General features: G+C 41.7%; 21 protein-coding genes. 4 read left to right on the top strand and 17 right to left on the bottom strand.

Features of this window, described 5'->3' with window-relative positions; translation table 11 throughout:
• Positions 1-200: 200 nt before the first annotated feature.
• From hemW to gpr, 5 genes are all read right to left on the bottom strand, one after another.
• Complete coding sequence (gene hemW, locus GLV98_RS00310; RefSeq protein ID WP_160910963.1) at positions 201-1,340, bottom strand: radical SAM family heme chaperone HemW; 1,140 nt, start codon at positions 1,338-1,340, stop codon at positions 201-203.
• A gap of 73 nt (positions 1,341-1,413) precedes the next feature.
• A complete protein-coding gene (gene lepA, locus GLV98_RS00305; protein WP_160910961.1) occupies positions 1,414-3,228 on the bottom strand; it encodes a translation elongation factor 4 in 1,815 nt (604 codons plus the stop codon).
• A 96-nt stretch (positions 3,229-3,324) separates the two neighbouring features.
• On the bottom strand, positions 3,325-3,642 hold the full coding sequence (locus GLV98_RS00300; protein ID WP_160910959.1) for a hypothetical protein: 318 nt from the start codon (positions 3,640-3,642) through the stop codon (positions 3,325-3,327).
• A gap of 15 nt (positions 3,643-3,657) precedes the next feature.
• Positions 3,658-4,806, bottom strand: a complete 1,149-nt coding sequence (gene spoIIP, locus GLV98_RS00295; protein ID WP_160910957.1) for a stage II sporulation protein P — start codon at positions 4,804-4,806, stop codon at positions 3,658-3,660.
• 79 nt (positions 4,807-4,885) lie between these two features.
• On the bottom strand, positions 4,886-5,977 hold the full coding sequence (gpr, locus tag GLV98_RS00290; RefSeq protein ID WP_160910954.1) for a GPR endopeptidase: 1,092 nt from the start codon (positions 5,975-5,977) through the stop codon (positions 4,886-4,888).
• 161 nt (positions 5,978-6,138) lie between these two features.
• Here gpr and rpsT point away from each other — a divergent pair, with 161 nt between their 5' ends.
• Complete coding sequence (gene rpsT, locus GLV98_RS00285) at positions 6,139-6,399, top strand: 30S ribosomal protein S20 (RefSeq protein ID WP_160910952.1); 261 nt, start codon at positions 6,139-6,141, stop codon at positions 6,397-6,399.
• Between the two features lie 124 nt (positions 6,400-6,523).
• Here rpsT and holA read toward each other — a convergent pair whose 3' ends face one another.
• A complete protein-coding gene (gene holA, locus GLV98_RS00280; RefSeq protein ID WP_160910950.1) occupies positions 6,524-7,543 on the bottom strand; it encodes a DNA polymerase III subunit delta in 1,020 nt (339 codons plus the stop codon).
• A 348-nt stretch (positions 7,544-7,891) separates the two neighbouring features.
• Between holA and GLV98_RS00275 the strand changes: the two genes are divergently transcribed.
• Positions 7,892-8,026: a YqzM family protein gene (locus tag GLV98_RS00275; protein WP_089654323.1), complete on the top strand. Its 135-nt coding sequence runs from the start codon at positions 7,892-7,894 to the stop codon at positions 8,024-8,026.
• A gap of 43 nt (positions 8,027-8,069) precedes the next feature.
• On the opposite strand, the gene GLV98_RS00270 is transcribed toward GLV98_RS00275, so the two are convergent.
• The 3 genes from GLV98_RS00270 to GLV98_RS00260 are packed head-to-tail and all read right to left on the bottom strand — an operon-like array spanning position 8,070 to position 11,538.
• Positions 8,070-10,295: a DNA internalization-related competence protein ComEC/Rec2 gene (locus GLV98_RS00270; protein WP_337193718.1), complete on the bottom strand. Its 2,226-nt coding sequence runs from the start codon at positions 10,293-10,295 to the stop codon at positions 8,070-8,072.
• A 53-nt stretch (positions 10,296-10,348) separates the two neighbouring features.
• Positions 10,349-10,906 carry a ComE operon protein 2 gene (locus GLV98_RS00265; RefSeq protein ID WP_160910946.1) on the bottom strand — a complete coding sequence of 186 codons (558 nt, stop codon included), beginning with the start codon at positions 10,904-10,906 and terminating at the stop codon, positions 10,349-10,351.
• Between the two features lie 56 nt (positions 10,907-10,962).
• Entirely contained in the window at positions 10,963-11,538 is a 576-nt protein-coding gene (locus GLV98_RS00260; protein WP_160910944.1) for a helix-hairpin-helix domain-containing protein, read from the bottom strand.
• Positions 11,539-11,610: 72 nt separating this feature from the next.
• On the opposite strand from GLV98_RS00260, the gene comER reads away from it, so the two are divergent.
• A complete protein-coding gene (gene comER, locus GLV98_RS00255; protein WP_160910942.1) occupies positions 11,611-12,420 on the top strand; it encodes a late competence protein ComER in 810 nt (269 codons plus the stop codon).
• Between the two features lie 130 nt (positions 12,421-12,550).
• Here comER and GLV98_RS00250 read toward each other — a convergent pair whose 3' ends face one another.
• Genes GLV98_RS00250 through GLV98_RS00215 form a run of 8 tightly spaced genes read right to left on the bottom strand, consistent with a single transcriptional unit; the run spans position 12,551 to position 17,576 of the window.
• Positions 12,551-13,267: a class I SAM-dependent DNA methyltransferase gene (locus GLV98_RS00250; RefSeq protein WP_160910940.1), complete on the bottom strand. Its 717-nt coding sequence runs from the start codon at positions 13,265-13,267 to the stop codon at positions 12,551-12,553.
• A gap of 16 nt (positions 13,268-13,283) precedes the next feature.
• The gene (rsfS, locus tag GLV98_RS00245) at positions 13,284-13,637 is read right to left on the bottom strand and encodes a ribosome silencing factor (RefSeq protein WP_089654329.1); all 354 of its coding nucleotides are present in this window, start codon (positions 13,635-13,637) and stop codon (positions 13,284-13,286) included.
• 45 nt (positions 13,638-13,682) lie between these two features.
• On the bottom strand, positions 13,683-14,237 hold the full coding sequence (gene yqeK / locus GLV98_RS00240; protein WP_423784999.1) for a bis(5'-nucleosyl)-tetraphosphatase (symmetrical) YqeK: 555 nt from the start codon (positions 14,235-14,237) through the stop codon (positions 13,683-13,685).
• Complete coding sequence (locus GLV98_RS00235; protein ID WP_160910935.1) at positions 14,227-14,799, bottom strand: nicotinate-nucleotide adenylyltransferase; 573 nt, start codon at positions 14,797-14,799, stop codon at positions 14,227-14,229. Before GLV98_RS00235 ends, yqeK begins: the two co-directional genes overlap by 11 nt.
• 12 nt (positions 14,800-14,811) lie before the next feature.
• Entirely contained in the window at positions 14,812-15,102 is a 291-nt protein-coding gene (gene yhbY, locus GLV98_RS00230; RefSeq protein ID WP_160910933.1) for a ribosome assembly RNA-binding protein YhbY, read from the bottom strand.
• Between the two features lies 1 nt (position 15,103).
• Positions 15,104-15,940 (bottom strand): shikimate dehydrogenase, encoded by an 837-nt coding sequence (aroE, locus tag GLV98_RS00225; protein ID WP_160910931.1) that lies wholly within the window; start codon positions 15,938-15,940, stop codon positions 15,104-15,106.
• An 11-nt stretch (positions 15,941-15,951) separates the two neighbouring features.
• Entirely contained in the window at positions 15,952-17,052 is a 1,101-nt protein-coding gene (gene yqeH / locus GLV98_RS00220) for a ribosome biogenesis GTPase YqeH (RefSeq protein ID WP_160910929.1), read from the bottom strand.
• Positions 17,052-17,576 carry a YqeG family HAD IIIA-type phosphatase gene (locus GLV98_RS00215; RefSeq protein ID WP_160910927.1) on the bottom strand — a complete coding sequence of 175 codons (525 nt, stop codon included), beginning with the start codon at positions 17,574-17,576 and terminating at the stop codon, positions 17,052-17,054. The genes yqeH and GLV98_RS00215 overlap by 1 nt, the downstream gene beginning before the upstream one ends.
• 323 nt (positions 17,577-17,899) lie before the next feature.
• Between GLV98_RS00215 and GLV98_RS00210 the strand changes: the two genes are divergently transcribed.
• Positions 17,900-18,067, top strand: a complete 168-nt coding sequence (locus GLV98_RS00210) for a sporulation histidine kinase inhibitor Sda (RefSeq protein ID WP_423784989.1) — start codon at positions 17,900-17,902, stop codon at positions 18,065-18,067.
• Positions 18,068-18,298 lie beyond the last annotated feature (231 nt).

Genomic DNA, 18,298 nt, shown 5'->3' with positions numbered 1-18,298 from the left:
AGGTCCTTCTTCTCTTTTGGAAAATATCGCTTTTAAACGCCGGTGTTCCGTTCCCTAAAGCACCCTTTTGAAAACAGGAAATCTAACTTCTATCGTAGAGAGATAAGGTTGAAGGAGGGAAGCCTCATTCAATCTGACAAGCACCTCCATCCCTATCATGTTAAAACCACCTATTTTTAATGATGAGAACGTTTATAGGATTATTCCTCCAATAAGAATTCTTGGAATACTTCGTTACCAAGAATTCGCCCCTTGGAAGTGAGATAGATATGGTCGGTGTCTTCTGCTATCAACGAGCGCTCTTTTAGCTCCGTCAGCTTGTTTCCAAACACATCGACTAGTGTTTTCCCATACTTTTGATGGAAGAGTTCTTTCGAAACCCCTCTAGTCTTTCTCAACCCTAGAAACATTTCTTCCTCCAACTGTTCTTTGAGACCAATAGGTTCCTCATGGAGAACAGGCTTCCCATCCTCTGTGGCTTTTTTCACATAGGCAGGCAAAGGGCGAATATTAATCGTCCGTTTACCCGGCAGGTACCCGTGTGCACCCGCTCCGATACCATAATAATATTCATTATTCCAGTATGTCAGGTTGTGTTTACTTTCAAACCCGGGCTTTGCGAAGTTGCTGATTTCATATTGCACAGCACCAGCTTCTGCTAATTTACGCTGTAGCAATTCGTACATTTCCGCCTCATCATCTTCCTTAGCCTTGGAGAGCTTACCCTTTTTATACCGTTGATAAAACACGGTTTTCGGTTCAATTTGAAGAGAGTAGGAAGAGTAATGAGGCAAGCCGAATTGCATGGCTTCATCAATGGTTTTTTCAAAGTCTTCAACCGTCTGCCCAGGGAGAGCATACATCAGATCAATACTCACATTCGTCAAACCTGCTTGAACGAGACGGTCGATGTTCGTATAGACATCTTTCACTTTGTGTACACGGCCGATCTTTTCAAGCATATCATCATCGAAAACTTGAACACCGAGAGATATGCGATCTACGCCATATGCCTTCAGCAAACGTACTTTTTCAACATCTAAATCACCAGGGTTTGCTTCAAAGGTGTACTCTTCACAACCAGCAATATCAAAATGGGCATCAATCATTTGTAAAAGCTTTTCTAACTGCTTGTGATTTACAGCTGTCGGGGTCCCGCCACCTACAAAAATGGTTCGTACATTCGCTTTTTTTCCTGGGATATACGTGTGAATTTCTTTTTCCAGTGCTTCTAAATAGTCATCTGCCAGTCGCTCATTATAGAAAAACTTCGTAAAATCACAATAGTGACAAATCTGCTGACAGAATGGGATGTGAATATATGCGGATGGGATTTTCATGGATGTTACCACCTTTCATAAGGAAAACCGCAAGAGAAAAATCTCCTGCGGTTTCAACTGTCTTCCTTTAACTTTAGTCTTCGTTCAAGTCAAGGACGGACATGAAGGCCTCTTGAGGAACCTCGACAGATCCGACCATCTTCATGCGCTTCTTCCCTTCTTTTTGCTTTTCAAGCAATTTACGCTTACGGGAAATGTCTCCACCATAACATTTGGAAAGAACGTTTTTACGCATCGCTTTAATCGTCGTTCGAGCAACGATTTTATTTCCGATCGCGGCTTGGATAGGTACTTCAAATTGCTGTCTTGGAATTAATTCCTTAAGCTTTTCAGCAATGAGCTTGCCACGTTCGTACGCAAAGTCACGGTGTACGATGAAGGACAAGGCATCAATAGTATCTCCATTCAACAAGATATCCATCTTCACAAGATTAGAGACACGGTAGCCAATCAACTCATAATCAAAGGATGCATACCCTTTTGTTTGGGATTTCAAGGAATCAAAGAAATCATAAACAATTTCAGACAATGGAATTTCATAGACGATATTGACCCTGTTGTCATCTAGATACTGCATATCCATGAAATTGCCGCGCTTTCGTTGACAGATTTCCATGACTGGACCGACATAATCGTTGGGTACCATGACTGTTGCTTTAACGTAAGGTTCCTGAACTTCTTCAAGTTTCTGGTTATCCGGCATCATGGAAGGGTTATCGACATCGGTGACAGAACCGTCTGTAAGAGTCACCTGATAAATAACACTTGGAGCGGTTGTAATAAGATCGATCTTATACTCCCGCTCAATGCGTTCTTGGATGATTTCCATATGAAGCATTCCTAAGAAACCACAACGGAACCCAAAACCAAGAGCTTGGGAAGTTTCAGGCTCGAATTGAAGGGAGGAATCATTAAGTTCCAAGCGCTCGAGAGCATCTCTAAGGTCGTTATACTTGCTTGCATCGACCGGATACATCCCACAGAACACCATCGGATTCATCTTTTTATAACCAGGCAGTGGTTCGGCAGCAGGGTTATTGGCAAGTGTTATGGTATCCCCCACACGGCTGTCGCCAATGTTCTTGATCGATGCCGTCAAATATCCGACATCCCCAACATTCAACTCTTTCAATGGGGTCGGGGTCGGACGGAACACACCTAGTTCGTTCACTTCAAACTCTTTGCCTGTGGCCATCATTTTAATTTTATCGCCAAGCTTGATAGACCCTTCACGAACGCAGGTATAAGCAACGACACCTCTGTAAGAATCGTACAAGGAGTCGAAAATCAGAGCCTTCGTCGGATCTTTCACATCGCCCTCAGGAGCCGGAATATCGCTTACGATCCGTTCTAATATCTCATCGATCCCAACTCCTTCTTTAGCAGAAGCAAGAATGGCATCAGAAGCATCGATCCCGATAACATCTTCGATTTCTTGTTTAATCCGCTCAGGATCTGCACCAGGCAGGTCGATTTTATTAATTACCGGAATGATTTCCAAATCGTTTTCCAGTGCCAGATAAACATTGGCTAATGTTTGTGCTTCTATCCCCTGGGCAGCATCTACAACGAGAATCGCCCCTTCACAGGCCGCTAAACTACGAGAGACCTCATATGTAAAGTCGACGTGGCCTGGGGTATCAATTAAGTGAAACGTATAATCCTGTCCATCGTTCGCTTCATAAGACAATTGTACGGCATTTAATTTAATCGTAATTCCACGTTCACGTTCAAGATCCATCGCATCGAGGAATTGTTCCTTCATTTCTCTTTGGGTTAATGCTTTTGTTTTTTCTAAGATACGGTCAGCAAGTGTCGATTTCCCGTGGTCGATATGGGCAATAATCGAAAAATTGCGGACCCTTTCTTGTTTGGATTGTGCTGTCAACTTAAATCACTCCTACTGAATTCGACACAAATATCTAGGTTGATTATAGCAATACGGCAAGCATTATTCAATGTAAACCCCAACAACATCTGAATCTTATTCTCCCGCCTGGATGATTTCAGACAAAACAACGATCACTCCATTGAAGCTCGAAGCCACCCCTTCCCCCATCCCTCCAGCAAGTTGTGAGATCCATGGAGCTTTAGCATCTAGTTTAGGAGGGGCGCAAAAATCATTCGAAGCTGGTGATGTGGTTGGTTGCTCTTCCACTCTATGATCCACCTCTGGCTCTGATTTTTGAGTCGTCACCACAGCGGGGCGGTCATCCAGCTTTTCGTTTGTTTTATCAATGCCATAAAAAGCTCCTGTCACAAAAACAATGACAACGATGAGTCCCCCAGCCAACCATTTCATTGTGCCCCTCCTCCATTACTCAGTAGATACTTTTTCATCTTCGAAGTAATAATCACTAAAAACTTCAGCCATAACATCAGCCGAACGATACAACTCATCTAAATGATTATAAACTCCGCCAAACTCGATAAGGATGGCATTCGGATGTAAGTCCTGGTTATAGATGCCGTCTACCCCTGAACCCTTCTTCGTTATAACCCCGCGGCTGATTCCTGGATATTTCTCCTCCAATAGCTGGTGAATTTTAGATGCGAGTTGTAAGTTCTGTTCATATTGAGGGTGTTCAGCTCCTATGACAAAAGCAAAACGCGCGTAATTTTTTCCGTTGATCGTCGTTGTGGTGTGCTCCTTGGAAAGAGAATCCCGGTGAAGGTCAAACAGGTACTGAATACCTCCGTTCTGACTGATGGCTTCTTCCACCACAGGTCTCATCGCATCGTAAGATTGATAATATTTCATACCTTTTTCATTTCTTAAAGCAGCTACATCTGTTGTATCCACAATGGTTCCAATCCCTCTTTTTTCTAACCCTTCGCCAAGACGTTCACCGATAAGAGTAATATTCACCTTTCCATCATGGTCCGTGGACTCATCCGGTAAATGTGGATAAAATGATTCAGTGTTGTGGGTGTGGTAAATATAAACACGATCTTCACCGACTGGTTTTTCTTCCGGTTTATCATCTTCTTCGTTCGTTTCTTCCACATCCCCTTCCTCGCCGCGGTCGTCTACAATCATAGGAGGTTCTGACTCAATTGGAAGTGTGGAGTAGTCTGTCCCTTTACCAGCGATGATTATTTGACTGTTGTAAGAAGATAATCCAGGGATTTCTCTTCCCAGAAGGCTTCTCGGATCATTTGGTGTAAGACTCGTGAGTAATTGAAAAGATAATGTCGTCAAGCTCGGAATGCGGTTCCCTTCCGGATGAGCATCTTTGAAGGCGCGGTTTTCCATTTCAAATAGATACAAAAACGAACGGCCTTCAAGCTTGGTTGTCCACTCCTGGATCGTACTTGAATAAATACGGTAGGTCGTCTTCGCCCCTGTAAGGATACCGATGCCAATAAACAATAAAAGCAGAACGGTGACTGTGATGATCGTCCATCTTGTCCCCTGCTTCATATAACTTTTCTTATTTTTCTTCATGATCGGGTAACGAGACATGAAAAATCCTCCCCCTCATTCCACTATCTAGTAAATGGTATGAGAGAGAGGAATTTAATAGAACCTCTCTATTAAATCATTATTTAAAATAAGATTGGGCTTCTCCATCCTCTATGCCCGGATGCAAGGCTCCATTGATCCCCTTCGCAATGACATGAGCCATGTCCTGGATGAAGCTGTCTACCTCTTTAGGTGTAACCATCAAGTTATGGCCAAGGGGTGTCAGTACTTCTTTAATCAATTGTTTCTTTTCTGCCTCTTCTAATTGGCCGAACATGCCCATGACGGCTTTGCTTTGCTCTTCGTTCGGGTGGTCTTCAGCCGTAAGTGTCTTTCTCTCAAACGGGTTCATGGCAGGTGATAAGGCATTAGACGGACGATCTTTTTCCCGCCACTCTCTGCCAAAATGCTTTAACACATAATCAATCGCATCACTCGTGATGGTCACGGCATCGACTACTGTTGGTACTCCGATGGATATTACAGGGATTCCGTATGTCTCTCGGCTGATTTCTTTCCGCTTGTTACCCACACCAGACCCCGGATGTATCCCTGTATCTGAAAGTTGTATAGTTGCATTGATCCGATTAATTGACCGTGAAGCAAGGGCATCGATGACTAGAACAAAATCCGGCTTTGTCTGTTCAATAATCCCGTGCACCATATCACTGGTTTCAATGCCTGTTACGCCCATTACCCCCGGTGTAAAAGCAGAAACAGGTCGATAACCATCCGATACGGTTTCCGGGTGAAGCTCAAATAAATGAGTGGTTACATAGATTTCTTCTGTTACCAATGGTCCTAATGCATCCGGGGTTACATTTGCATTACCAAGGCCGACAATTAACCCCCGGTCCATTTCTTTTATTCCACACTCATTCATTAATTTCCTTAACTGTCCCGATAACGTCTTGGATAAATTCACTTGCAATTGGTGATCCTGCTTTCGAATAGCGAGTGACTCCAACGTGACATAATGCCCCGCCTTTTTCCCGATTCGCTCAGCACCTGCTTCATCTACTGTTACATAGGTGATTTTGATATCGTTTTTCTCGTTTTCATGCACCTCGACCCCATCACCATCTGAGGATCCGGGTTCATCTTTTACATTCATCTCCTGTGCCTCAAGCGCCAAGTCCGTTCTCAACGTGTAGTCGAAATTTTCCTCCATTCACTTCAACCTCCTTAAGAAAATCTTCTCCCAAGCAGATAAAAACTATGCAAATGAAGGGATTGGTATTGAGATAAGTATTGAAAACAACGCACCGCTCTGGTAAAATGTCTCTTGTTCGATATGAATGAGTCTTTTGTTTTTACCTAGGAGGTGAAACTATGCCTAATATTAAATCAGCGAAAAAACGTGTACGTACGAATGATGACGCTCGTTCTTTGAATGCAGCTTTCAAATCTGACATGCGTACAGCGGTTAAACGTGTAGAAAAGCTTGTTGAAAGCAAAGATGTAGAGAACGCTAAAGAAGCACTTCCTACAGCTGTTAAGAAAATCGACAAAGCTGTTCAACGTGGTGCCCTTCATCAAAACACAGGGAACCGTAAAAAATCCCGCCTAACAAAACTAGTCAACGCATTATAATTCATTCGTAATTTATGACCAACAGACGATCCTTCTTATTTGAATGGGTCGTTTTTACATGAACGAAGCCCTCCGATTTATCGGAGGGCTTCTTTTCATATTCTCTTGAATTCAATTCAGAGAATTACGATGATACCGGTGTATTTTGTTTGATATTAATTAAACGGTACAGAAGCATTTCAAAAGCCAGGGCTTTCTCCATTTTCCCCTGCTTCAAATTGTAATCCGTTTCTGCAAGTTGATTCATAATTTGATCCAGTTCCTGTTGGGAGAAAGCACGCTCCCTTTTTAACGCCATTTTTATGACGTATGGGTGGGCCTTAATATAGCTTTTCATTTGATTCTGGCCGTACCCTTTCTGCTTGAGTACCTTCGCCTGGCTGATAATCCTGAATTGAGAAGCGAGAAGAGCAGTTAAAGCGATCGGCTCTTCATTCAGTTTTTCCAGATCCTTATAAATCCGAATTGCTCGACCTAAATCTTTTTCCATGACGGCATCGACAAGTTTAAGCCCGGAAGCTTCTGCACTGTGGGAAAGGAGCTGCTCTGCAATTTCTCGCGTAATAACACCGCCTTCTCCGACATACAAAGCCAGTTTTTCCATTTCTTTTCTAAGCGCCATAAGGTTTGCACCAATTTCTTGAGTGAACAGTTCATGAATTTCTGGAGGAACGGTGATATGTAAATCATTCGCTAATGTTTGAATCCATTTGTCAACGTCCCATTCTTTAACTGGCTGACAACTAATGACTTCTCCGTTCTTTTTTAATTGTTTGAACACCTTTTTCCGTTCATCAAGCTTTTCATAAGGGGCAACTAAAATAAGCACCGTGTATTCAGCAGGGTTTTGAAGGTATTCCAGAAGCACCTCCGTGTCATGATCGAACGGAAGTTTATCCGGTTTCCCCTTTAAAAAGACGGGTTGGTTGGCAATGACAACTTTCCCCTCACCAAGAAACGGAAAGGTTTCTGCATCTGTAATAACATCCTCAATGGGAGTTTCTTCTAAATCATACTGAGAAATATTAAACTCTCGATCTTCTTTCTTTAATGTTTTTTCAATGATTTTATTCTTATGTTCTTGAATTAAATAGGATTCTTCTCCATACAATAAGTACACTTGTGATTGTTTTACATTGACCATAAAGTGGTTGTCCTTCCTTTTTAAAAAAAGAGTACGGCGCCCCAAAAAGGGGAACTCAGTGTCACCATTTTATGTTTCTTTGGAATTTCTGTCAAAATGGTGTGCTGATATCGCCGTATGAACCATCTATATAAACGCCATTCCAAAAGCCCCGGGAGCTCTTGGAGAGGACGATGTTGTTCCTCTCTTGCGTTTAGTTTGACCGCTTACGTAAGAATTATCTGTGACAAGTCTTGCTAGGAGTGGGAAAGGTATGAATCATCGATAAAATTCGTTTTCATGCCCGGTACATGTAGATTTTTGGTTAAAAATGGACTATACTTAGTAATTGATATAGGAGGGGTAACAGTGAACGAGTTCAAAAACGATATTCAATCCAAAACTAATGATGTGATCGACTCTGGGTTAGGGTTTGTATTTTCATTTGTTTTCTTCTTCGTCATCTTTTTCATCGGTGTTTTGTTTTCTTTTCTTGGACAGTAATGGGATACAAAACCGGAAGGCTGCTGTTTTCGGCAGTCTTTTTTTATTCTCTGCTCGCATTATACGGGATAAACGTTGAAAACGTTCCACTTTGCCCTGAAAAAAAGTATTGCACGGCCCCGTGGCGATTGGTTTGAAGTAATACAACCCCGTGCTCAGATAATCTTCCTACAACTTCTTCATGAGGATGACCGTAACGATTGTCCACGCCCGCAGAAATCAAGCCAATTCTTGGGTTTAATCCATTCAATAGCTCCTCTGAAGTGGATGTATGACTTCCATGGTGGGCGACTTTTAATACATCCGTCTGTAATGTCGAATTCCTCTTTACGATGTCCCTTTCAATCGGAGCCGATATATCTCCTGTAAAGAACCATCGCTTCCCTCCAATCGAGCTGTACAATACGAGCGAATTATCATTCGGATCTCCATGGTTCCTATCCATTAATGGATGCACCACGTGAAATTCATGCCCCTTGAACCGAATGCTCTCGCCTGCGCTTACTTCCTCAACCTTAACTCCATTTTCGTATTTTTCTGTATGATATGGACTGACATAGATCCGACTAACTTCCATTTCCTCAAGTACAAAAGGAACACTTCCACTGTGATCAGAATCTTCGTGAGAAATAAATAGTGCATCAATACGATGTATTCCCCTTGACTTTAAAAACGGTAAGATCACCTCATTCGCAGTCTTCTCCTTATTCGTCGTAAAAACCGGCGGCCCAGCGGCATCAATCATAATGATTCCCTCCCTATGTGGCAGTTCTATGACAAAGGAATCCCCCTGAGCCACATCCAACATGGTTACGACTCCTTCTTTAGATAAATAAGGAATCGAACTATAAAAAATAAATACAAAAACAACGGCTAGAGAAGCGAGAAACGCCTTCACTTTTTCCTTTTGTTCCCATTTCATCATCATAACGACGAAAAAGAATGCATACAAAACGATGTAAAAAGAGGGAAGTTCACCAATGACCCAAGGGTAATCAAGGGATTCAGATTGTGTGATGAAGATGGATAAAACAAATTCATGAATGAGGGAAAATGCACGGGATAGAAATAAGCATATGGATGGTACGATCAAAGATAGGAGAAAAATAATCATCAATAAGGGGATGACAAAGAAGGAAAAATAAGGGACAGCAATCATATTGATCCATAAAGAAAAAGGCTGAAATTCATAAAAATAATGGACCTGTAAGGCAAGAAGAGAAAGCTGACTGACCAACCCTATAATTGCAGATTGTATCCATTTACTCTCATATTGCTTAAGGATTGGTATCGTAAGCAACAAACTGAAAGTGACTAAAAACGAAAATTGAAAACCTAGATGGTGAAAATAGGAAGGGGAAGAAATTAATAAGAATAGACAGGTGAAGGATAAGAGGTCAATAATAGGGATCTTTTTTTGGAAAGAACCTGTGAATATAAGAAGCACGCCCATTAGTCCTGCGCGCATGACTGATGGTGCACCACCAGATATGAACATGTAAAAAGGCAAAAGGGCAAGTAAGAAAAGCTTGGCCTGCTTCTTTGTAGCTATGCCTGTGCGGTAGAGTAGAAAATAAGTCCCCCCTAGTGTAAGGCCAACGTGCAACCCTGATATGGCGAGGATATGTGATAAATTAAACTCTCTAAACCATTCAACTACTGAAGAATCGATAAGGCTTGTATCTCCAAATATTAGAGCCTCCATCCATATATAAGTCCTTGGATGAACACGTTCCTTCACAGTCATTTTCAATTGTTTCCTTGTGTCGTACAAATGGCTGAACCACGATTCTCCCTCACACTGTAGAGACGATTCACCTTTGATAAGAATTTGAGTATAAATTCCTTTACCTTCCATATAAGCACGATAATCAAATTGACCTGGATTGCGGGCGCCATCAAAAAGATTCACCTCACCTTTTACCGTACAGGCGGCCCCATGTTTCATCATTCCAGGAAGAGGATCACTTATATTCTCTTTCAAATACCTAACAAGCACTTTCCCCTCATCCCCTTTTAATACTATCGAGAAGGATTGATCACTTTTCGTCACATCCGATACAATTTTACCTTTTATGGATTCAATTTTTATGGATTCATTAGGGAGGGGGTGAAAGGGAATGGGATCGAGTGAAAGATGGATATACCCACCTATCCCAAATAGAAGGAGAAGGAAGAGGAACTGGGGATTTCGGCGGTAACTGAGCAACCAATAAAGAAAAATAACCCCAACGACATAAAAGGGAAAACCTTCTTGGATAGATAACACCCCGCCAAGCACAAAGGCTATGACGGGAATGTGCCAAGACCCCCTTAAGAAGTTCACCGGTTTTCCATTCTTAGCAGTTGAGATGCTTCATGTACAAGTTGCTCTGCCTCAGGGTCGTCACTGGACTCAAGTTTCTCAATCATTTGTCGTATGAGAAGCTGCTGTTCGTGTTGAAGCGGTTCCTTTTCCACAGGAACCTTTTGCATTCGTACACCTGACTGTTGCATCAATTCGATTGCATAGGGGTCATTTTTATAATCTTCGCTATAATAGACAGCATTCACCCCCGCTTGTATAATGGCCTTCGTACAGTGCAGACAAGGGAAATGAGTCACGTAGATCTCAGCCCCTTCTGTAGCAACACCGAACTTTGAGCATTGAAGGAGGGCATTCATTTCCGCATGAATGGTACGGACACAATGTCCATCTACGACATAACACCCCTCATCGATACAATGAACGCCCCCCGAGACACTCCCATTATATCCCCCGGCGATCATGCGTTTATCTCTTACTATGACCGCGCCGACAGCTAACCTCTGACACGTACTACGTGATTTTAATAAATAACTTTGTGACATAAAGTATTGATTCCAAGTAATCCGCTCCATTATGTACCCCCACTTTTTTTAATCAAGTTTACTCTCACGTTTCCATTCCGTCAAACTTACGGGACAGTAATCAGTTCTTTTAAGTTTTCCAACGTCTTTTCACCTATTCCAGGAACATTAACAAGATCTTCCACAGAAGAAAATGGACCATTCTCTTCTCTATACTTGATAATACTCTCAGCTTTTGAAGGTCCAATTCCATTCAATGTTTCCATCTCACTAGCTGAAGCACGGTTGATACTCACTTTTTCTCCAGCAAGCGAACCCCCTTCACCTGCTTCAGTAGACGACGATTGGTTAGAGGCTACAAAGATCACCATTTCATCCTGTATTCTTTGAGCCAGATTCACACTAGTGGGATCCGCCCATTCTGTCATTCCTCCAGCTTCTTTAATAGCATCATCCACTCTCGTTTCTTCTGTCATTGTATAAACACCGGGGTTATGCACTTCTCCTTTCACGTCGACTTTTACGGTGCTAGAAGAAGCGTTTTCTTCTACAGTTTCCTGAATAGCCACTTCCTCTACCTTCGACATTTGGGTCTCCCCATCCATTGATGGATTAAAAAAATAAAGGACTCCAATGATTACGAGGACCATAATGATCCAAACGTATCTTTTTAATACGCTCATGTTTTGACCTTCTTTCATAATTATATATTTTCAGAATAAGGATATATAGGTAATCATTAAGGAGGGATTCCAATGAAATGGGGAATCATCGGCACAGGGAATATGGGAAGTATGCTCATCTCTACGCTTATTAAGAGCGGGGCCGTACCTGCTGAAAAGTTGACGATTTACAATCGGACGTTAGAAAAAGCGGAGAAAATTCAAGAAGAATTTCCAAAGCTCACAGTAGCAAGGGATTTAGCAGCACTACAGGATAGAAGCGATATCATTTTCATCTGTGTGAAGCCACATCACTACCGTACCATCATTGATGCACTAGAAGGAAAATGGTCTGAAGACCAATGTCTTGTTTCCATTACAAGTCCAATCGCTGTTGATCAGTTAGAAAAAGTGACTCCTTGCCAGGTCGCAAGAATTGTTCCTTCCATTACAAATCATGCTTGGTCTGGTGTAAGTTTGTTCACGTTTGGATCAAAAATAAAGGACGAAAATCGAGAGTTATTAAAGCAGACGTTCCAGCATATCTCTACCCCCATTGAAGTGAAAGAAGAACACATTCGTGTAGCGTCCGACATCGTATCATGTGGTCCTGCATTCATAAGTTATTTGCTCAGTCAATGGATTGAAGCTGCTGGAGATGTTGCGGGACTTCCCAAAGATAAAGCAACCTCGTTAACGGAAAATATGATGGTTGGGCTGGGAGAACTTCTGGCACAAAAAATCATGACTTTAGAAGAATTGATGGAAAAGGTTACGGTGAAGGGCGGGGTTACAGGTGAGGGATTGCAAGCCTTAGAAGATCACATCGGGCCTTTGTTCCAAAAGATGTTTGAGGCTACCCAAAATAAACATAAAGAGGATAAAAAACACATTGATTTATAATTCCTATATTCGACAAAAAGTACAATTATCCTGCAAAAACCCAACCTGAGTTCAACGTTTTTATAAAACTCGGCTTAAAGCACAATAAAAATAAAAAAGAGTCCGGCATCTACGGACTCTTTCATGACTTTCATTCCTTTGTACAAACAAATAACCAGCGTTCTCCGTGAATGGCTGGAGTTTCACTGAAATCAGAAAACAATCCTTGCACCTTGAAGCCTGTTTGAGAGAGCCAGGACTTCAAATCTGTATGGTCATATCCTCGCTGTTCATGAATTTCATCGAAACGTTGATACTTTCCATCGTCCTCAATAAAAAATGTCAAATCATGTACGAGGCTGTTTTCCAATTCCCCTGGATCACAAAACCAGATAAAAGATAGATCATCACGGACTTCAGCAAATGTTGCACCACTGAGATCCTCGTGAATATGATCTATAGAGTGCACATCAAACAAAAACACTCCCCCTTGGGTAAGGGCTTGGTAAATGGAATGAAACGCTTGCTTCACTTGCTGTTCATCGGTCAAATAGTTGATGACATCACAGTAACTGATGACACAATCATATTCTGATAATCCTTCTAATGAAGTCATATCCTGTTGGATCCATTCGATTGCAGCTCGAGGATTTTTCTGTTGCGCGATGGTCAACATATCAGAGGACAAATCGATACCCGTCATTTGATACCCGTCATTATGAAGACGATGGGTAATTTCCCCTGTACCACAACCAATATCAAGGATGCTTTGACCTTCAGAACGATATCGTTGAAGCATTTTCTTCGTAAAGTCCACCCATTGCTTGTATGGTGCATCCTGCATGAGGAGGTCGTATACACGCGCCATATCCCCATAACTCATTTTAGTTCTCTAACCCTTCGACAGCGACCGTGTCTGCGTCGCCCCAAAGCCTTTCCAGGTTGTAGTAATGACGTTCATCTTTGTGGAAGATGTGACAAACGATGTCATTAAGATCGACAAGTACCCAGCGTGCTTGCTCAAACCCTTCCATTCGCTTCACTTCTATCCCGTTTTCTTCCGCTTGATTTTTCAACTCTCTAGCTATTGCCTGCACTTGGCGTTCATTGGACCCTTCGCAAATCAAGAAATAGTCCGCGATTAATGAAACTTCTGACATATCTAAAACAACGATATCTTGTGCTCTTTTTTCATCACATGCTTGTGCTGCTAAATTTACCAATTCTTTACTTTCCATGGGTTTCCTCCCTATTTCATCTCTATCTTTTCCATGATCAAATCATCATATTAAATCATTATATGCATGAAACGTGTCCGGATAAACGGTCCTTTCCTTACCAATAAGAAAAATGATTGTATTTTTCAAAGCTAAGGCACATGCTTCATCCAAATTTTCAACTGCTTTCTCTCGTACTTGATCCACTCCAGGGAATTCCCGGCCGGGTTCTATATAGTCAGCTAAAAATACAATTTTATCTAACATAGACATGTGCTTTTTCCCTGTCGTGTGACAGCTGATGGCAGAAATGACTTCAGCATCCGTAAGCCCAACCTCTTGTTCAAGCATCAAAGCACCTACGGGTCCATGCCAAAGCTCATGGTGATAATCCAGTAGATCCTTAGGAAGTCGACGATCACTCTCAATCCAACGTTCCATGAGCTCTAGCGGTTTATATTTCGCGTAATCGTGGAAAGCAGCTGCCAGTTCCGCCTTGTTAACATCTGCTTGAAACCGCTCAGCAAGTTCTACCGCCTGGTCTGTCACTCTTACTGTGTGTTCGTATCTTGAAGTTTTTAAAGCAGGCCTCACGTATTCAAGCGCCTTTTCACGACTCATTTTCATACAGGTGATGCTCCTTTATAAAAGAATCAACAACTTCTGGCAATAAATACCGAACACTTTTCCCTTGTGAAATACGTTCGCGTATCATCGTGGAAGATACATCGACTGAAGGGATATCAACAAAATGGACAGGAATTTCATTATTCCACCCATACCCAGGCCTTTCAACTCCAATAAATTGGACCATTCTGGAAAGATCTTCGACACGGTGCCATTTCGGTAAATGCTCGACCATGTCTCCTCCAATGATGAAGTAGAACTGATCGTCTGGAAATTGCTCGACCAGATCAGTCATGGTATCAATCGTAAATGATGTTCCCTTGCGGACTAATTCAACATCACAAATACGAAAGTGCGGATGCTCCTTGATCGCTTTCTCCACCATGGCAAGTCGTGTCTCTGGACTAGTTGAAGATTCCTGTTTATGTGGTGGGATATAGGAAGGCATGAACCATACCTCATCAAGGTCCATGGCTTCACGGGAAAACTCACCCATAATTAAATGACCTTGGTGAAGAGGGTCGAACGTTCCACCAAGAATTCCGACTTTTTTCATTGACCTTCCCCTTTATGGTAATTCGATTTGTTTATTTTCTTTGGACTCTTTATAAAGGATGATTGTATTTCCAATCATCTGGACAATATGAGCATCTGTCGCTTCAACAATCTCATTGGCAACAACATGATTGTCTTCAAAGCAGTTTTGTAAAATGCTTACTTTTATCAGTTCCCTTTTTTCAAGAGCTTCATCAATTTGTTTCGTCATATTTTCATTCACGCCGGCTTTCCCTACTTGAAAAATCGGCTGTATATGATGGGAAGCCGCTCGTAAGTGCTTCTTCTGTTTACTTGTTAACATTCTATACCCCTCTCAATTTCTGTTCGAATTCATCGAGCAATAGCGAAGACTCAGGGTCAGTATCTGTCCATATTTGAAAAGCATAAACGGCTTGCTGCAACAGCATTTCATGTCCAAAATGGAGACGTGCCCCTCTTTTTTCCGCTTCTGTTAAGAATTTCGTTTTCATAGGACGGTAAACAATATCGCTTACAACGGTCCCTTTTGTCAAGTGATCCAGTGATACGATCATTTGGTCATGATCAGGGTTCATCCCGACTGTCGTCGTTTGGACAATTAAGTCATAATCCATGAGGGTATTTTTCGCCTGTTCTAGCGTCAGAGCGCCAGCATGCGCCTTTGAAGGTATATCCTGAATGAGATCCTCTGCTCTCTTCATCGTACGATTCGCTATATCTACACGATTGATTTCAGTTGTTGTAAGAGCTTCAAATATCCCTCTCGCTGCGCCTCCGCTTCCTAACAATAGGGCTTTTGAATTTTCATGAAAAAGATCGGGGAAACGGTTCTTCAGAGAATGAACGAACCCTCTGCCGTCGGTGTTGTAACCGATCCACCCTTGATTGGTGTGGTGAACAGTGTTCACAGCGCCCAAGTGCCTGGCGCTTTCATCAAGACCATCAAGGTAAGGAATAATTTTCTCTTTATAAGGCACGGTTACATTGAAACCATCCAGCCCTTTTTCTTTCAATAAATTGACTTTTTCATCAAACTCATCCGGTTGAATTTCTAAAAGTTCATACTTTCCTTCAATCCCGTGTTGTTCCATAAGTTTTTCATGAATCCATGGAGACATGGAATGACCAATCGGGTGGCCGATCAACCCTAGTTTGTACAAATGATCCCCTCCTATATGAGTGACTCTCTCAAGGACACCTTCACTCCTTCTGGCACGTGTGCCGTAACCGTAATGCCACCTTCTGGTACAGTTACCCAACCGAGTCCAGAAAAGACGATATCCGTTTTATCTTCTTTAATTTTTAACGTGTGACCTTTCAATGGAGGAAGCTTCTTGATTGTAACTTGGTCTGGTGGAGTTAATAATTCTCCCACATGATTTTTATAAAGTTCGTCTGCTTTTTCCAATTTTGTTCGATGGATCGTCAATTCATTTGAGAAGTGACACACAAAAGAACTTCGTTCGCCTGCTTCAAAATCAAGTCGGGCGAGCCCACCTACAAACAGCGTCTGCTCTTCATTTAACTGATACACTTTCGGCTTGACTTCTTTTCTCGGTGTAATCAGCTTTAAATCCTTATCCGATACATAGTGAGCCATCTGATGCCGCTGGATGACTCCAGGGGTATCATATAAAGAGCTCTTTTCATCTAGAGGGATATCGATAAATCCTAAAGTTGTACCAGGGAAATAGGATGTCGTAATCGCATCCTTAACGCCAGATGTATTTGAAATAAGGGTATTGATAAAAGTTGATTTCCCAACATTCGTCGTCCCAACAACATAAACATCTCCATCTTCACGGTAGTGATCGATGGCTTGTGATAATTGCTGGATCCCTTGATTCTTTTCCGCTGAGATTAAGTACACATCTTCAACCTCTAAACCATTCTCTTTAGCTGAACGTTTTAACCAATGTTTGACTTTCCCGTGATTCACTGACTTCGGTAGTACGTCCATTTTGTTCCCCACAAGAATAACAGGGTTGTTTCCAGTCAAACGCTTCAACCCTGAAATAAAACTTCCATTGAAATCAAAAATATCTACAAGCTGAACGACCAGCCCTTTTGTATCACTGATTTGGTTCAACATCTCCAAGAAGTCATCATCTTGAAATGGTACATCCTGGACTTCATTATAATGTTTTAAACGGAAGCATCTCTTGCAAATGATATCTTCCCTTTCTAGTGCTGAAGCAGGTGCATAGCCTGCTTCTTCCGGGTTTGTCGTTTGAATGACGGCTCCGCATCCTTGACATTGTATTTCAGCCATCACTGATCTCTCCTCTGCCATGTAATCTTTCCTTTTCTTCGCATCCAGTTTAATATCCGTCTTTCAATCTTTCTGTTGAACTTTGTAAAGAATCCGTCCGTTTCAACGATAGGAACAACTAAGATTGTATGGAAACCAGCAGAATTCCCGCCCAGGACATCCGTGAGCAGTTGATCTCCAATAACAGCGACTTCATCCTTCTTAAGCTTCATCTGCTTCTGAGCCTTTCTGAAAGCCTTTGATAATGGCTTCCTGGCACTATGGATAAATGTTGTATCCAGCGGCTCTGAAAAAAGCTTAACTCGAGCTTCATTATTGTTAGAAGCAATGGTTACCTGGATGCCATGTTCACTCATCTTCTTAAACCATCCTTTAATGTCTTCCGTGGCATCAGGTTCATCCCAGGCGACAAGAGTATTATCCAAATCTGTGATAACACCTTTGATTCCTTTATCTTTTAATTGGTCCGGGTCGATATCAAAAACGCTCGGCACATGTTCATCTGGTAAAAAGTTTTTTAACATCTATACAGTTCATCTCCTCATACAACGGCAAAATCTCCTTCACCATCATATACAAAATCGAAGCATGTTTCAAAAAGACTTATAATAAGAACAGAAATCGTTCGACAAATATCGACAAAGTTAGGTTGTGGATAAGTTTATACACATATTCCACACAGTAACTTCTTTGTTATCACTCATCTAAACCTCTTTTTACCAAAAGTTATCTACAATTTTATGTAGATAACTTCCATATTGTGGCGAAATAAGGGTCGTGATAAGGTAAGAATACATTAAAAATTGAGACGTTCAGTGATCCAAATTAAGCGGGAGGTGACTGTCACATGTGTGACAGCGGCATGAAGCAATTATCGGATTCCCTACTAATACAATCTTACCACAAAGCCATTGAACTCAATCTTTCAGATGAGTTTATAGAACAAATCAAACAAGAAATAAACGCGCGATCCATCCAGCACCTTTTAGATAAGCATATCTCACAGGTAGGCTGAATTTTACACTTTATGACAAATGCTGACTTTCATATTCGAGAAACGCTCGTCCATCCATCGAAGGACGAGTTTTTTTATGACTTTTTTTATTTGGTTAAATGATGTCTTCCTTCTTATTTATAAGGACAGACTAAATAAAGCCTATCCCCGCATATCCCCGGTATGCTACAGTTGAATAATGAACCTTTTTTTGATTACAATTGAGTGAACACATTGTTACAAACATCCAAA

The sequence above is a fragment of the Halobacillus litoralis genome (genome assembly GCF_009856415.1).
Taxonomy (GTDB): Bacteria; Bacillota; Bacilli; order Bacillales; family Halobacillaceae; genus Halobacillus; species Halobacillus litoralis_C.
This window is presented reverse-complemented; position numbering and strand designations above follow the sequence as displayed.

Excerpts from the sequence above, each read along its gene's own strand:
- GLV98_RS00215 (WP_160910927.1), bottom strand. The coding sequence starts at position 17,576 with ATGTTAAAAAACTTTTTACCAGATGAACATGTGCCGAGCGTTTTTGAT.
- yqeK (WP_423784999.1), bottom strand. The coding sequence starts at position 14,237 with ATGAGTCGTGAAAAGGCGCTTGAATACGTGAGGCCTGCTTTAAAAACT.
- GLV98_RS00260 (WP_160910944.1), bottom strand. The coding sequence starts at position 11,538 with ATGAGCGTATTAAAAAGATACGTTTGGATCATTATGGTCCTCGTAATC.
- yqeH (WP_160910929.1), bottom strand. The coding sequence starts at position 17,052 with ATGGCTGAAATACAATGTCAAGGATGCGGAGCCGTCATTCAAACGACA.
- GLV98_RS00300 (WP_160910959.1), bottom strand. The coding sequence starts at position 3,642 with ATGAAATGGTTGGCTGGGGGACTCATCGTTGTCATTGTTTTTGTGACA.
- GLV98_RS00235 (WP_160910935.1), bottom strand. The coding sequence starts at position 14,799 with ATGAAAAAAGTCGGAATTCTTGGTGGAACGTTCGACCCTCTTCACCAA.
- rsfS (WP_089654329.1), bottom strand. The coding sequence starts at position 13,637 with ATGGAAAGTAAAGAATTGGTAAATTTAGCAGCACAAGCATGTGATGAA.
- hemW (WP_160910963.1), bottom strand. The coding sequence starts at position 1,340 with ATGAAAATCCCATCCGCATATATTCACATCCCATTCTGTCAGCAGATT.
- GLV98_RS00210 (WP_423784989.1), top strand. The coding sequence starts at position 17,900 with ATGTGTGACAGCGGCATGAAGCAATTATCGGATTCCCTACTAATACAA.
- GLV98_RS00265 (WP_160910946.1), bottom strand. The coding sequence starts at position 10,906 with ATGGAGCGGATTACTTGGAATCAATACTTTATGTCACAAAGTTATTTA.
- holA (WP_160910950.1), bottom strand. The coding sequence starts at position 7,543 with ATGGTCAATGTAAAACAATCACAAGTGTACTTATTGTATGGAGAAGAA.
- gpr (WP_160910954.1), bottom strand. The coding sequence starts at position 5,977 with ATGGAGGAAAATTTCGACTACACGTTGAGAACGGACTTGGCGCTTGAG.
- rpsT (WP_160910952.1), top strand. The coding sequence starts at position 6,139 with ATGCCTAATATTAAATCAGCGAAAAAACGTGTACGTACGAATGATGAC.
- yhbY (WP_160910933.1), bottom strand. The coding sequence starts at position 15,102 with ATGTTAACAAGTAAACAGAAGAAGCACTTACGAGCGGCTTCCCATCAT.
- spoIIP (WP_160910957.1), bottom strand. The coding sequence starts at position 4,806 with ATGTCTCGTTACCCGATCATGAAGAAAAATAAGAAAAGTTATATGAAG.
- comER (WP_160910942.1), top strand. The coding sequence starts at position 11,611 with ATGAAATGGGGAATCATCGGCACAGGGAATATGGGAAGTATGCTCATC.
- GLV98_RS00250 (WP_160910940.1), bottom strand. The coding sequence starts at position 13,267 with ATGGCGCGTGTATACGACCTCCTCATGCAGGATGCACCATACAAGCAA.